The sequence below is a fragment of the Streptomyces sp. NPDC001728 genome, assembly GCF_040297565.1.
Taxonomy (GTDB): domain Bacteria; phylum Actinomycetota; class Actinomycetes; order Streptomycetales; family Streptomycetaceae; genus Streptomyces.
On record NZ_JBEOZK010000002.1, the window covers coordinates 290,723 to 304,701 of the forward strand.

Below are 13,979 nucleotides of genomic sequence, written 5' to 3' on the forward strand. Positions count from 1 at the left end.
AGTCGAGGATACGTGTCCCCCCGCCCCGCGCCTCCACGGGTCGGACGGCCTTTCGCCGGACGGGTCGGACGCCTCCCGCGGGCGTGTTCGGCCTCCGCGGGTCCTACGGGTGTCCTGCCGACTCGCCGCGGACCGCTCCCAGCCGCGCCTGCTCCTCCTCGACGATCTGGCGGGCCATCGCCGTGTCCGAGACGTCGACCGCGTCCGGTGTCGACTCGGCGACCGCGCTCCGGCGTGCGTACGCGTCGAACAGGCGGGTCTTGTTCTTCAGCAGCTTCACCATCCGCTCGTCCACCGCGCCCATGGTGAGCAGCCGGTGCACCCGTACCGAACGCACCTGGCCCATGCGGTGGGCCCGCGCCACCGCCTGATGCTCGATGGTCGGCTTGATCTGGGGTTCGCAGATGATCACGACCGACGCCGCCTGCATGTTGAGCCCCACCCCCGCCGACTCGATCTGCGCCACCAGCACCGCGTGCCCCGGCTCGGCGGCGAACTCGTCCACCAGCTGCTGACGGCGGGACGGCGGCACGCTCCCCGAGAGCGGACCGAACACCTGACCGCCATCGGGGCTCCGTGCGCCGTCCAGGGTGTCCTTCACCGCCGCCAGGACCTCCTTGAAGTGGGAGAAGATCACCACCTTCATCCGGTTCTCGGCGGCGTCCTCGACGATCTCGCGCAGCCGGTTCAGCTTGGCCGACTTCTCGGGGCGCGCGTACGCCGCTCTGCGCATCGCCATGAAGTTGCCGGCACTCACGGCCTCGCGGTAGGCCTCTTCGTCCGACGCGCTCAGTTCCTCCCACTCGTCCGTGTGCTGGAGCCCGGGGAGTTCGGTCAGGACGTCCTGCTGGTTACGGCGCAGGTAGACCGGCGCGACGGCCTTCCGGAAGGCCTCCGAACCGGCAACTCCGTTACGGTCACCGACAGCCCCGGCCACGTGGGGCTGGAGGATCTGTACGAGGCTGCGGAACTCGGCGACCCGGTTCTCCATGGGCGTGCCGGTCATGAAGAGAACACGTTCACAGCGCCCGGACCATTCGGTCACGACCTGGGAGCGGCGCGTCTTCGGATTCTTCACGTAGTGCGCCTCGTCGACGACCAGCATCCCGAGCTCGCCGCTTCCGGGAGCCGGAAAACCACGCAGGGAGTCGAAAGTGGTCACCCCCACGCCGCCCCGCCCCTTCCAGTCGGCGAAACCCTCATGCCGGTCGGGGCCGTGAAGGGATACCACGCGCAACTTGCTGCGCGCCTCGATCTCACGCGTCCAGTTGATCAGGACGCTGGCCGGGCAGACGACCATGAAATGGCTCTGCCCCTCTGCGGCAAGATGCGCCAGCGCGGCGATGGCCTGGATCGTCTTGCCGAGCCCCATCTCGTCGCCGAGGATCACCTTGCGCTGCACCAGAGCGAAGCGTGCCCCGAAGGCCTGATAGCCGCGCAGCGACACCCGTCGGTGGGTGTCGTCGAGCGTCTGGTCGCGGACCCGCCCGGCGACCTCGTCGGGCAGGAACCCCTCGGCGGCGGCGGTGTCGGGTCTGCGTCCGGAGATCTCGGCGAGGAGGCTGTAGTACTCGGCGGAACGCAACTCGAAGTCGACCCAGGCCGCGACCTCGGTCGAGGTACCGCGCAGCAGATCCACCGAGGCCTGCGCAAGCAGCTCCGGCACACCGCCCCGCGCCGCTTCCTCGGTCAGCCCGCGGACCTGTGCGGCAGCCTCCAGCGCCTGAGCTCGCTTGGCCTGCCCCACCAGCAGCATCCGCATCCGCCCGGCGACGGGCGCGGCCTCGGCCAGCAGCGGACCGAGCCGCTCCGAAAGAGCCACGGCCGTATCGACGGCTCGCCGCGCATCGGGGCCCGCTTCCACCAGCACGTGCAGAGCCATGACGAGTGAGGTGGTGAGCGGCTCAGGCCGATCCACGTCGATGTGGACGGTGATGGTCTCCCGGACGGCGTCGGAGATCTGACGTGCCGCCGCGATGACCTGATCGGCGGTCCGCTGCCCCACACCAGGAATCTGCCGCAACCGGTAGGAACCGGCATCGAGCACCTGCCGGACCGACCGGAGACCGCTGCTCTCGACCTCCCCGAGCCTCAGCCGCCCCTCGGTGACCTCCTTCAACCGGGCCACCGGGATGGCGTCCAGCGCCTGCTCCGCCGCCGCGTCATGAATCGGCTGCAGAGCCGCCCGAACCGCCTCGACGGCCCGCCCGTGGTCACCGACCACGGCCCGCGCCGCCTCGCACAGCCGCCCTCCCGCAGCAAAGGCCTCCCGCTCCCTGCGCCCCATTCCGCCCCGACCTTCTCGCTATATGTCCCCGCATACTCCCACCACTGCCCCCGGGCACCGACCGGGAAGGGGTGATGCCGGGTGCCGGGGGGGCGGTCGTCGCGGCACGGCCCTGAACGACCTGACCGACCATGCCCAGGTGATCCTCTACTCCCAGTTCTGGCGAGTGGACGCCAGCCGCACCTACGGAATCCCCAGCACCGGCCTTGGACCGGGAACTCGACTGGACCGCGCCCTGGGAGCACCTGGTCGAGGAGTCCCGCACCTGGTCCCTACTGGAAGCCTCCGAAGCCCCCGCCGACGACGACATCTTCGTCGCCCCCACCTGGATCGACCGTACCGACCTGCAGACCTACCCTCCCGCCCACGGCGAGCTGGGGTAGCCACACGCCGACCGCTTCGCCCGTCATCTCGCCGACGACGAAGCCACGATCCTGCCGTTCGCGATCACTTTGTCCCGATCGTGGTCACTCCCGGTCACTCCGAGAAACGGACGGGGAACAACGGAGGATCGAAGAGGCAACGGGCAACACCGTCGAACCCCGATTCTCCACCCGTGCGCCGTGCCAGACTCACTCTTGGATGCGAAGCGAAACGATGTCGTCACAGTGGGTGTTCACGGTCGGGTGGTGCGTCGCCCTGTGATCGCCGGATGACGGCTCCCGTGAGGGCGGACGGCTCTCGCGGTCACTGTTCAAGGGGAGGTTGATGATGAGCACGACGTTACGTTTTGGCCCGGAACTTCGCCGTTTACGAGTGGAGGCGGGGCTGACCCTGACCGAGTTCTCCGTGGCGCTCAACTACGACAAGGGGCACCTCAGCAAGGTCGAGCGCGGGGAGCGTTCCGCGTCGCCCGAACTGGCCCGCCGGTGCGACGCCTTCCTCGGTGCGGACGGCGAGTTACAGCGCCTGGTCACCCGTGCCGAGACAAACTCGGAATCAGGCACCGCAGATTCCCCCACCGGTCCGAGCCGCTGGCTCATCGCGCGCCGGGCGGTCCTCTCGGCAGGTACGGGAGCGCTGATCGACCTCGGCCTGAAACTCGGCGGCCAGGCGGTGCCCTCCCCCGACGATCCCCTCCTGTTCTCCTTCCGATTGCAGTTCGACCAGCTGCGGAAGCTCGGCCAGTCCACCGCGCCCAAGGTCCTGCTGCCCCTGCTGGAGACGCAGACCCGCATGGTCGCCGGGCTGGCAGCCGACGCCCGGTCCACCTCCCGGCCCCCCGCACTCCTGCTCGCCTCCCGGTTCGCGGAGTTCACCGGCTGGATGGCCCAGGAGGCCGGGGACAGTGACGCGGCACTCGGCTGGACGGGCGAGGCCGCCGAACTGGCGCGCGCCGGCGGTGACCCGTACCTCGGTTCCTACGCACTGGTGCGACGCGCCCTGGTCACGATGTACGACGGGGACGCCGCCGGCACCGTCGCCCTGGCCCGCCGTGCCCAGAGCAGCGAACTCCCGCCGCGCATCCGGGGACTCGCGGCCCAACGGGAGGCACAGGGGCACGCGCTCGTCGGCAACGAAGTCGACTGCCTCCGCAGCCTCGACAGGGCGCGGGAGCTGCTCGCCGGCGACGACGCCCGCAACGGCACGGAGCCCGTGATCGGCACCTCCCATGTGAGCGATCCGGCAGCGATGTCGACCGGCTGGTGCCTGCACGATCTCGGCCGCCCCAAGGCCGCCGCCGAGGTACTCGACCGGGAGTACCGCCGTATCCCGACGCACGCGCTGCGCACCCGCGCGCGGTACGGCTTCCGCAGGTCCCTGGCCCATGCCGCTTCCGGAGAGGTCGAGCACGCGTGCACGATCGCCGCGGAGCTGCTCGGCGTCATGCCGGCCGTTCCTTCGGCGACGGTGAACAGCGACGTCCGCCGTCTCTCGCGGGAACTCTCCCGGTTCCGGAGCAGCCGCGCCGTACGCGAACTGCAGCCCGCGCTGGCACGCGTACTCGCTCCCGCGCACGACTGACAGCCGCTCCACAGCTGACAGCCGCTGCACGACCGACACCGGCTCGAGCCGCCCGGCTCGCCGGATCCCTGGTCCCGGTCCCGGTCCGGCCGGACCCGGGGACCTTCTGATCCCCGCCCGACACCTCACGCCGAGCACCCCTTGCTTCCTTCGGGCTGCCCGCGACCGGTGAACCGCCGGGCGGCGCACCTTCCTCCGTACGCCTCCGATGGCTGCGCCATGCCGCCACGAGGTCACGCCCCCTCTCCGTCCCCCGTTCCTCTCACGAAGGGAATCGGCCATGTCCGACGTCTTCATCAACTACCGCACAGGCGACGAGGAATCCGCCGCGACCCTGATCGCCCGGGAGCTCCTCCGGCGGTTCGGCCGCGAGCGCGTCTTCTTCGCCAGCAATTCGATCGAGCTCGGACACCGCTACCCGGCCGCACTGGACGGGGCGGTGGAGAAGTGCGACGCGCTCATCGCGGTGATCGGCCCGCGCTGGGGGAAGGTGCTGGGGCCCGACGGTCGCCCCGCCCTCGAAGCCGAGCAGGACTGGACCCGCCGCGAGATCCGGACCGCGCTCGACCGCGGAATCCTGGTCATCCCCGTGCTCGTCGGAAAGGCCACGCGGATCGACCGCGTCGTCCTCCCGGAAGACCTACGTGAGCTGGCGGACTGCCAGTACAAGCGCTTCGACCACCGCAACAGCGACGCGGACCTGGCGGTGCTCGGCGACGCCCTGGCCCGGCAGCTGCCCGAGCTGCGCGAGGTGGACCGCGACGCCCACGCGGCGCGGGACAGGTCTGAGCCGAAGTCCCGCAAGGGGTCGGCCAAGAACGCGGGGCACACCAGGATGCGGACGCGCGACGTCGAGCAACGCGTGCGCGGCGGCATCGGAAACCTCAACGGCGACCTCGGCACGTTCGTCAACGAGCCGCAGGGGCCGGTGAACACCGGTTCGGGGCCCCAGTACAACGCCCCCCACTTCGAGGGCGACAACACCGGCGTCCAGTTCACCGCGGGCGACAACAACAGCACGGTCCACCAGCGCTTCGGACGCGAGCACGGGCCCTCGGACGACGGACGGTGACCGGGTCGGACCGCGTCACCGTCAACGATGCGCGTGGCCCGGTGAACAACGGCCCGGGGCCCCAGTACGTCTTCTACGGCGCCGGCGTCGCCTGGAGGAGCCGCAGAAGTGCGGAGTCCCTGCGGATCGTCCGTGAGGACCGGATTCATCTGGCCGATCGGTTCGCCTCGCCGGGGAACTACCGCGTCGCCGCCGACCGCCTGGAGAAACCCGGCTCGGTGGTGCTGCTCGACGCCCAGCCCGGCACCGGCCGTCGCGCCGCGGCGATCATGCTGCTCCACCAGCTCGGCGAGGACGGCGAAACCGATGAGGAAGCCATCCGGTTCGAGGAGCTTCCCCCCGGCAAGCCCAAGGACGGGGACGAGGAACCCGCTCCCCCCGGTGCGGGTGACCGCTTCCTCCTCGACCTCTCCCGGATCACCGACGAGGAGGCGTACACCGAGGCCCAGCGCCGCTTGGCCGGGCTCCGGTCACAGGTCCATGAGGCCGGGGCCCACATGGTCGTCGTCCTGCCCTCGGGCCTGGCGCACGCCCATCCGCCGGAGCTCGCACCGTACACGGTGAAGCTGGAACGCCCCCGGGGCATCGCCGTCATCACCCGGTGCCTCCGGATGGACCTGATGCCTTTCGTCCCCGAGGACCTGCGGCGCCCCGAACTCCAGCTCCTGTACGACCGCTCCCCCATACGGGAACTGGCCCGGCTGGCGGGCCTGGTGAGGACCGCTCGCGACAGCCGCCGGTTCGGCTCCGACTTCACGAGCTGGCTCGACCAGGCCCTGCACGCGGTGACGGACCGTGCCACCGAGGTCGGCGAGCGCGTGAACACGGCCCGCACCGCGCCCGAGCGGGCCCTGCTGCTCGCGGCTGCCGTGTTCGAGGAGGCGCACGCCGACACCGTCCACGAGGCGTGGCGCGGGCTGCTGAAGACGGTGGGGCACGAGGAAGAGGCGAGCACCGACCTCGAGCGGATGGATTTCGGGCAGCGGTTGAGAGCCCTCGGGATCGAGCGGGACCCGGAAGGGCGGCTCCGCTTCGAGCAACTGGCCTACGCCGACGCGGTACGCACGTACTTCTGGGCCAACTTCCCCGGACTGCGCGAGAAGCTCACGGAATGGATCGGCATGGCCGCCGGGCTCCCCGGTCTGACCACCGAGGACCGGGTGAACATCGTCGTTCGCTTCGGCGAGCACGCGCTCGCCACCGGGCGGCCCGACCACCTCTTCGACCTCGCGGTCCGGTGGGCGGACGGCGCGACCGGGACGTCCGGAGAAGCCCGAGCCGTAGCGGCGCTCGAACTCGGCCTCAGCCACGAGGGGTTCGGGGCCTGGTTCCGCAGACGGATGTACGACTGCGTGAACTCCGCCTCCTTGTCGGACGGCGTCGTCCGCGCCCTGACCGCCGCGTGCGTCCGGAGTCTCTCCTCGACCCACCCCGATCAGGCCGTGGTGCGGCTGCGGCACCTCGCCGTACGGGAAGGGGAAGCGGCCCGCGCGGCCGGGGAGGCGCTCTTCGGACTCGTCGGCGACGACCGCCGGCTCTACCGGTTGCTGGTCGACCGGCTACGGGGCCCGGCACGCCGGGAGTCCCGCGCGGCCGAGCCTCCTCTCCGACTCCTCACCGAGCTGCTGAGGAGCGACCGGGTACCGGACCCGCCACGGTGGCCGGACCTGTTCCTGGGCTGGGAGGCGGTGTTCTCCCAGCCGCCCACGAAGCTCTGGGACGTCCTGGTGAAGAGCTGGCTCGACACCGCGGCAGACGACCGTACGCGGGAGATGGCACTGGACCTGATGGTCGGAGCGACACGCGGCCGCACGATCGCCCTCCACCGCCTCTACGCCATCGCCTGCGACTGGGCGGGCGCGGCGCGCGACCCGGTCCGGACGGCCGTCGCGGCCCGACTGTGGCAGCACATCGACCAGGCGCAGTACGCCCGCGCCGACCGTACGCAGCGTGCGGGCAACGGACCACGGACCACGGAAGAGGCACCATGAGACTCCGCTTTCCCAGCCTGCTGCTCGTCGCTCTCTGCGGCCTCGCACCAGCTGTGCTCGGCAACCTCCTGAACTGGTCGGCGTGGCTGTGGGGCTTCATGTCCATGGGTGCGGCCTCGGGCTCACTGCTACTGGTGCTGGCGTTCCTCGGCAGTGGCCACCCGCAGGCCGATCCTTACGGACCCGGGGAGCCCGAGCCGCCCGCGGCGCCCACCGAGCAGCCGTACCAGGAGACACGGGTGATCGACGCGGCGCTGCCGAGCGCCGTGGACGGCTACGACTTCCTCTTCTCCGCCACCGTGTGGTGGCGGCCCGTCCCCGACGACACCGGCCGGTCCGACGGCGCCTCCCCGGTCCTCGCCGCGTCCGCGGTCGTCGGCAGGGCCCAGGAGATCGTCCGTCGCGAGCAGCCGGGCCAGGCGAGCTCCGCGCGGTTCCTCCTGGAGGGCGAGCTGAGCGTCCCGCTCCCGGACCGGAGCGGACGGGTGATGGCCCTGGCAGCCGATGCGACGCTGACGCTTGCCCCCGCCGACCGCGATCGCCTGCGGAAGCTGAGTGACCTGCGCAAGGACGAGGAGATCTGGGAGTACGAGCGCCACCACGAGCGCAACAAGCGGCGCTACCTCGGTGACGACGTTCTCCAGAGCGCGGGCAGTGCGGTGGTCTGGTGGCTGGCCCGGCACGAGAACGAGATCGAGAAGGCGGTCGACATGATCGGACCGCTCGCCCAGATCGCCGCAGCCGCCAACGACGAGGAGGTGCCCGAACTCTTCCGTCACCTGCTCGTCGCACCCGCGGGCGCGCGGAACGAAGCGACCGTCGGCGGCCCTCAGTGGGGCGACCCCGGCCCGGCAGCAGGGCCGTTCGACCGCGAGGCGGAGGTCGGGGCCGCCGATCGGCTGGTTCTGTTGCTGGCGGCGGTGGGCGTGAAGCCGGACATGGACGAGTACACGGTGCTCGTGAACCGCGTCGTGATGAGCCTGGAGATGGCCGAGCTGTACGAGGCCGCCGACGAGATCAGACGGAACCTCCTCCCGTCGCCCGACCAGGGCGCCGGCCCCGGCGAGTACGAGGCCTCGGACACCGATACGGACGAAGACGACACGACGTCGCAGCACTTCTGGGAACCCACCCACCAACCGCACCGACCCACGGTGCCCCACGCACACAACGAGGACAGAAGCTGATCAGGCAAGCAGGTACGCCCACGGGACCCGACTCCGAAGAACCGGGCCCCGTGGGCACATCACGCGTCTGACCGCGCGTCTTACACGTTGAAGCGGAATGTCTGGGAGCTGATCCTGACCTGCGGCGGAGCCCCTTCCAGGGCTCTGACCTGGGATTTCTTGGTTGGCATGCGTTGGCTCCCGACGGCCGTTTACGGGTGTCGTGCGGACTGGCTGCGGACTGGCCGGGGGGCCCGAGGCTGAGAAACCCATGGCACACGGGTAGGACCGGCAACGAAACTGCGCAGGTGTGCGACTCCTACCCCTGCCCGTGCTGCGGGCACCGCGTGCTGGACGCGATGCCCGGCTCGTACGAGATCTGCCCCGTCTGCTTCTGGGAGGACGACGGGGTCCAGTTCCGCTGGCCGACCATGGGAGGCGGCGCGAACAAGGTCCTCCCTGATCGAGGCCCAGCGGAACTACCAGGACTTCGGCGCCTGCGACGAGCACGGCCGCCGGCTCGTCCGCCCGCCGGCCGAGGACGAGTCACTCGCCCCTGCCTGGCGCCCCATCGATCTGACACACGACTCCTTCGAGGACTGGGTAGTCGAGGACCGCGCCCCGTGGCCCGAAGACCTCTTGGTGCTCTGCTGGTGGCTCCCCACTTTCTGGCGCCGGGACCACTCCGCGTCATGACCTCCCGCATCGAGACACTCGTCCAGCAGCTCGACGGCAAGGCCGACGCGTCCTACGACGCCCGCGCGGAGCTGATCTGGATCGGCGCCGATGCCATACCCGCCGTCATCAACGGCCTGCCTTCCCTCGGCAGCTTCGGTCAGCTGACCGCCATTGAGGTCTTCGAGGAGGTGGGCGATCCCCGTTGCGGCCCCGCTCTCATCGGCCTGCTGGACAGCGACAACCCGACCGTCCGCGAATGGGCGGCCATGGCCCTGGCGAGCCTGGAGGTCGACGGCGCCATCGAGCCCCTGCGCCGCGCCTACCGCGCCTGCCTGGAACGGGCGACCCCACCGGACTGGACCGAGTCCGTCGGCATCCGCTGGGCCCTGACCGAACTCGGCGCCCGCACCCCCGTCGTCCCACCGCTCACCGCGCGCCTACGAGCCACCGCTGAGGACGACGCCCCGGGCTGGCCCTCGGCCCACTTCGCCGAGATCATCAATGACCTGGCCGACCACGCCCAAGTGATCCTCTACTCCCAGTTCTGGCGGGTGGACGCCGACCGCACGTACGGCGCCTCCGGCCCCGGCCTGGACCGGGAACTCGACTGGACCGCGCCCTGGGAGCACCTGGTCGAGGAGTCCCGCACCTGGTCCCTACTGGAAGCCTCCGAAGCCCCCGCCGACGACGACATCTTCGTCGCCCCCACCTGGATCGGCCGTTCCGACCTGCACCCGGAGAGGTGATCGATGCCGTTCCAGCTCCCCGAGGAGATCGGCTACGGCCATGTGATCGAGCGTTACGTGACGAGAAAGGACTCGGACCGGCCGCGCTACCGCGACCTGAAGAGCGGTCGCGTCCTGCAACCCGGGTGGCCACACGCCGAACTCTTCGCCCGACACCTCATCGACGACGCGGCCACGATCACCGATGCCGAGCTGGAGGCCCTCCTCGGCTAAGAGTGGCGCTCACGCTTCACCGCCGCCTGGCTGATCGGCGTAGGCCGACGCGTCACGTTCCGCGAACGCATCGGCGACCTGCTCCTGGCCAGCGAGGTCTGCTACTCCGGCAGCGCCTACTGCTTCGCCCTGGCCCCCTTCGGCACACACGCCGACGCCGAGATCCTCACCACCTACCTCGACCACTACCTCCCCCGCACCGACCTCCACTACGACCGGCCCGCAGCCCTCGGCGCCCTCCTCCGCCTCGACGCCCACCTCGCACCCACCACGCCGACCGCTTCACCCAGCCCGACGGCCTCTGGGACCAGTGGATCAACGCCCTGACCCACCTCCGCGACACCCCGCCTACACCGCTGCTCAGCAGCACCGCTGGACGGACCTCCACTGCGACTTCGCCAACGGCTGGACTCGGCCGTAGCCTCAGCCGCCCGACTGCCGCTACGTGAAGTCCGCGTACGCCACGTCCACTTGCACCTGCCCAAGCCCATGCGGGAGTGCAGCGAAGCAAACGCGGGCCGGCTCACGGTCTTCCAGCTGCCTGCTTACGCGACCTGAACCCTCAAGTAGGTATCTGGTCGCTGATCAAGCGCGACATCGGCAACCGCGCCGCCGCCGGCCTCAGCCAGATCACTCGCGCCGTGAAGCGCAAGACCACGATGCTGCAGTGCCGACCGGAGGTCATCGACGACTGGCTCGTCGGCACCGGCCTGGTCTCGGGCGCACACAATCCAGTTCATGTCACGCCCCGAAGGGCAGGTTCCGCACCTCAGCGTGCAGCGCGCTGCTACGCGCCGAGTATGGGTCACCGGCACAACGCCCCGCCCTCGCGACCACCTCGATCGCCCCCGCCGACACACACCGCGGCCACACTCAGATTGACGCGTACAGCGGCGCCAACACGATCACCCCTGCGACCTCACGAATGGCAAGAGGTAAGAGAAGGAACTACTCCCGGATCTCTGTCCCGGAATCAGCCACCCAATCGGCGGCTCATCCCAACCGGTGCACGCAACCCAGATTGTGTACACATGGCACACTCGGTACCCTTGGGGCATGACTCAGCCGCTGCCCATAGAGTCCATCCGCGACGTACGCGCCCACTTGGCCGAAGTCGTCGAACGGGCCGACCGCGACGACATGCCCACCGTCATCACCCGTCGCGGCAAGCAGGTCGCCGCCGTGGTCTCGATCGAGGTGCTGCGCAAGTACCAGGAGTGGGAAGAGCGCGAGATCAACCGCATCATCGATGAGCGCATGGCGAGCCCGGCCGCCGGCGTCCCGATCGAGGACGTGATGAGGGAGACGCTGGCACGCAGTGAGTGACTACCGCACGGTGTTCCGGCCCGAGGCCCAGGTCGAGCTGCGCAAGATCCCGCGTGACATGGCGCTTCGCATCCTGGCCAAATTGACAGAGCTGGAGAGCGACCCCTTCGGCTTCAACACCACCGCACTCGTATCCCAGCCTGAGCGCCGCCGCCTACGGGTCGGCGACTATCGCGTCGTCTACACGATCGACAACGGGGAGCTGGTGGTGTGGGTCGTACACGTCGGACACCGCTCCACGGTCTACGACACGTAGCTGCTCCCGGCCCTGCGGACTGCTGCGGACAGCAGAAGGGCCTGACCTGCATCCTCGCAGGTCAGGCCACCTCTGGATACGCGATCAGACGTTGAAGCGGAACTCCACCACGTCGCCGTCCTGCATGACGTATTCCTTGCCCTCCATGCGGGCCTTGCCGGCGGCGCGGGCTTCGGCTACTGAGCCCGTGGCGACCAGGTCCGCGAAGGAGATGACCTCCGCCTTGATGAAGCCCTTCTGGAAGTCGGTGTGGATCACGCCGGCCGCCTCCGGGGCCGTCGCGCCCTGCTTGATCGTCCAGGCGCGGGATTCCTTCGGGCCGGCCGTCAGGTAGGTCTGGAGGCCCAGGGTCGCGAAGCCGACGCGGGCGAGGGTCGCCAGGCCCGGCTCCTCGGCGCCGACCGACTGGAGGAGCTCCATGGCGTCCTCCTCGTCCAGCTCGGCGAGGTCCTGCTCCAGCTTCGCGTTGAGGAAGATCGCCTCCGCCGGGGCGACCAGCGCGCTCTGCTCCGCCTTGAACGCGTCGTCCGTCAGCTCGTCCTCGTCCACGTTGAACACGTAGAGGAAGGGCTTCATCGTGAGGAGGTGGAGGTCGTGGAGCAGCTCCGCCTTCTCCGAGCCCTGCACGATGCCCTGCGAGAAGAGGGTGTCGCCCTTCTCCAGGATCGCCTGGGCGGCCTCGACCGCGGCCACCTTCGGCGCCGTGTCCTTCTTGATCCGCATCTCCTTCTGGAGGCGCGGCAGGACCTTCTCGATCGTCTGGAGGTCCGCGAGGATCAGCTCCGTGTTGATCGTCTCGATGTCGTCCTTCGGCGAGACCTTGCCGTCGACGTGCACGACGTTCTCGTCCTTGAAGGCGCGGATGACCTGGCAGATCGCGTCCGACTCGCGGATGTTCGCGAGGAACTTGTTGCCGAGGCCCTCGCCCTCGCTCGCACCGCGCACGATGCCCGCGATGTCGACGAAGTCGACCGTCGCCGGGAGGATGCGCTGCGAGCCGAAGATCTCCGCCAGCTTCGTCAGGCGGGCGTCCGGGACGCCGACGACGCCGACGTTCGGCTCGATCGTGGCGAACGGGTAGTTGGCCGCCAGCACGTCGTTCTTGGTCAGGGCGTTGAACAGGGTCGACTTGCCGACATTCGGCAGACCGACGATTCCGATCGTGAGCGACACGGTGGCGACTTCCTGAAGTGTGGACGGGGGGCCGATCCCCCAGTTTACGGGCGGGCCGAACCAGCCAGTGACGCCCACCTTCGGTCGTTCTCGGGGGCAAGGTCACCCAAAGGGCGTGTCCCGGACCCGGTTCCCGGCCCCTCCCGACCTACGTTGGTGGGGTGGAGCAGCACAGGACAAGTCAGCCGCAAGGCCGCCGACGGCCGCAAACCCCCGCCACGCCGCCGGTCGCACCGCCGGCCGCGCTCGTGGAGGGCGCGGCCGTGTACCGGGTGACCGGCCGGACCCGGCGCGGTCCCGGCGGCGCCCGCGTCGAGCGCGCCGGTGCCCCCGGGGCCGTCGGCCCGGCCGGTGCCCGAGCGCCCGGCTCCCGGTCCGTGCCGCCCTTCGTCCTCGCCCTGCGGCGTCTGCCCTCGCCCCGTCTCACCGGGCTCGGCGCCGGGCTCTTCGCCGCCGCCGTCATGCTGGTCCTCGGCCTGCTCGACCTGCTGCTCTTCGACGGCTCCCCCGTCGTCTACGGGCTGCTCTTCCTGCCCGTCAGCGCCCTCACCGCGTTCTGGGTCCGTACCGCCGACCTCGTCACCGCCCCCATCGGCGTCCCCATCGCCTTCGCCGTCGGCGTCATCCCCATCGCGGGCGGCACCGGCGGCTTCGGCGGCCAGGCCATGGCCGTCGTCACCGCCCTCGCCGTACACGCCGGGTGGCTGTACGGCGGCACCCTCGTCGCCGGCGTCATCGCGAGCGTACGGAAGGTCCGGGAGATGGGACGGCGCCAGCCGCCCCGCACCCGGCCCACGAGCGGGTCGGGTGGAGCGGGGGGCGGCGGTGGTACGGGGGGCGGTGGTACGGGGGCCGCCGGTGGCGCATCCACAGATGCCTCCGGCGCCGGTAAGGGCGATCCCGGCGCGGGTCCCGCCCGGGGCCGGGCCCCTCGCCGCCGCCCCGTCGCCTGACCAGGCGGCCAGGCCGACGGAGAGTCGGGAACCCACGCCGTCAGGCCGCCCGCCGGTCGACGGAGAGTCGGGAACCCACGCCGTCAGGCCGCCCGCCGGTCGACGGAGAGTCGCGCACCCACGCCGTCAGGCCGCCCGCCGGTCGACGGAGAG

The 13,979-nt window shown here is 70.5% G+C and carries 12 protein-coding genes and 2 pseudogenes; 12 read left to right on the forward strand and 2 right to left on the reverse strand.

What is annotated here, in order from left to right:
• Positions 1 to 103 precede the first annotated feature (103 nt).
• The gene (locus tag ABT154_RS04200; RefSeq protein WP_351852575.1) at positions 104 to 2,287 is read right to left on the reverse strand and encodes a DEAD/DEAH box helicase; all 2,184 of its coding nucleotides are present in this window, start codon (positions 2,285 to 2,287) and stop codon (positions 104 to 106) included.
• A 206-nt stretch (positions 2,288 to 2,493) separates the two neighbouring features.
• On the opposite strand from ABT154_RS04200, the gene ABT154_RS04205 reads away from it, so the two are divergent.
• The 11 genes and pseudogenes from ABT154_RS04205 to ABT154_RS04250 all read left to right on the forward strand — a co-directional run bounded on the left by ABT154_RS04205 (position 2,494) and on the right by ABT154_RS04250 (position 11,700).
• Positions 2,494 to 2,670 carry a hypothetical protein gene (locus tag ABT154_RS04205; protein ID WP_351852578.1) on the forward strand — a complete coding sequence of 59 codons (177 nt, stop codon included), beginning with the start codon at positions 2,494 to 2,496 and terminating at the stop codon, positions 2,668 to 2,670.
• A gap of 328 nt (positions 2,671 to 2,998) precedes the next feature.
• Entirely contained in the window at positions 2,999 to 4,252 is a 1,254-nt protein-coding gene (locus ABT154_RS04210) for a helix-turn-helix domain-containing protein (RefSeq protein ID WP_351853150.1), read from the forward strand.
• 280 nt (positions 4,253 to 4,532) lie between these two features.
• Positions 4,533 to 5,324: a toll/interleukin-1 receptor domain-containing protein gene (locus tag ABT154_RS04215; RefSeq protein ID WP_351852581.1), complete on the forward strand. Its 792-nt coding sequence runs from the start codon at positions 4,533 to 4,535 to the stop codon at positions 5,322 to 5,324.
• A 41-nt stretch (positions 5,325 to 5,365) separates the two neighbouring features.
• Positions 5,366 to 7,315: a hypothetical protein gene (locus ABT154_RS04220; protein WP_351852584.1), complete on the forward strand. Its 1,950-nt coding sequence runs from the start codon at positions 5,366 to 5,368 to the stop codon at positions 7,313 to 7,315.
• Entirely contained in the window at positions 7,312 to 8,502 is a 1,191-nt protein-coding gene (locus ABT154_RS04225; protein ID WP_351852586.1) for a hypothetical protein, read from the forward strand. Before ABT154_RS04220 ends, ABT154_RS04225 begins: the two co-directional genes overlap by 4 nt.
• Positions 8,503 to 8,943: 441 nt before the next feature.
• Positions 8,944 to 9,177: a CPCC family cysteine-rich protein gene (locus ABT154_RS04230; protein ID WP_351853153.1), complete on the forward strand. Its 234-nt coding sequence runs from the start codon at positions 8,944 to 8,946 to the stop codon at positions 9,175 to 9,177.
• Positions 9,174 to 9,905 carry a HEAT repeat domain-containing protein gene (locus ABT154_RS04235; RefSeq protein ID WP_351853156.1) on the forward strand — a complete coding sequence of 244 codons (732 nt, stop codon included), beginning with the start codon at positions 9,174 to 9,176 and terminating at the stop codon, positions 9,903 to 9,905. Before ABT154_RS04230 ends, ABT154_RS04235 begins: the two co-directional genes overlap by 4 nt.
• Positions 9,906 to 9,908: 3 nt before the next feature.
• Positions 9,909 to 10,445 (forward strand): annotated as a pseudogene (locus ABT154_RS04240) (DUF6000 family protein).
• Between the two features lie 135 nt (positions 10,446 to 10,580).
• A pseudogene (locus tag ABT154_RS33900) lies at positions 10,581 to 10,828 on the forward strand (IS630 family transposase); the annotation flags it as partial.
• A 346-nt stretch (positions 10,829 to 11,174) separates the two neighbouring features.
• On the forward strand, positions 11,175 to 11,444 hold the full coding sequence (locus tag ABT154_RS04245) for a type II toxin-antitoxin system Phd/YefM family antitoxin (protein WP_072483971.1): 270 nt from the start codon (positions 11,175 to 11,177) through the stop codon (positions 11,442 to 11,444).
• Positions 11,437 to 11,700: a type II toxin-antitoxin system RelE family toxin gene (locus ABT154_RS04250; protein WP_328488703.1), complete on the forward strand. Its 264-nt coding sequence runs from the start codon at positions 11,437 to 11,439 to the stop codon at positions 11,698 to 11,700. The genes ABT154_RS04245 and ABT154_RS04250 overlap by 8 nt, the downstream gene beginning before the upstream one ends.
• An 84-nt stretch (positions 11,701 to 11,784) precedes the next feature.
• Here the strand turns inward: ABT154_RS04250 and ychF are convergent, their stop codons facing one another.
• Positions 11,785 to 12,873, reverse strand: coding sequence for a redox-regulated ATPase YchF (ychF, locus tag ABT154_RS04255; RefSeq protein WP_317876838.1), 1,089 nt, complete (start codon positions 12,871 to 12,873; stop codon positions 11,785 to 11,787).
• A 377-nt stretch (positions 12,874 to 13,250) separates the two neighbouring features.
• Between ychF and ABT154_RS04260 the strand changes: the two genes are divergently transcribed.
• Positions 13,251 to 13,826: a DUF6542 domain-containing protein gene (locus ABT154_RS04260; RefSeq protein ID WP_351853159.1), complete on the forward strand. Its 576-nt coding sequence runs from the start codon at positions 13,251 to 13,253 to the stop codon at positions 13,824 to 13,826.
• Positions 13,827 to 13,979 lie beyond the last annotated feature (153 nt).

Coding starts and splice junctions, on each gene's coding strand:
- ABT154_RS04200 (WP_351852575.1), bottom strand. CDS start 2,287: ATGGGGCGCAGGGAGCGGGAGGCCTTTGCTGCGGGAGGGCGGCTGTGC.
- ABT154_RS04210 (WP_351853150.1), top strand. CDS start 2,999: ATGAGCACGACGTTACGTTTTGGCCCGGAACTTCGCCGTTTACGAGTG.
- ABT154_RS04215 (WP_351852581.1), top strand. CDS start 4,533: ATGTCCGACGTCTTCATCAACTACCGCACAGGCGACGAGGAATCCGCC.
- ABT154_RS04225 (WP_351852586.1), top strand. CDS start 7,312: ATGAGACTCCGCTTTCCCAGCCTGCTGCTCGTCGCTCTCTGCGGCCTC.
- ABT154_RS04235 (WP_351853156.1), top strand. CDS start 9,174: ATGACCTCCCGCATCGAGACACTCGTCCAGCAGCTCGACGGCAAGGCC.
- ABT154_RS04245 (WP_072483971.1), top strand. CDS start 11,175: ATGACTCAGCCGCTGCCCATAGAGTCCATCCGCGACGTACGCGCCCAC.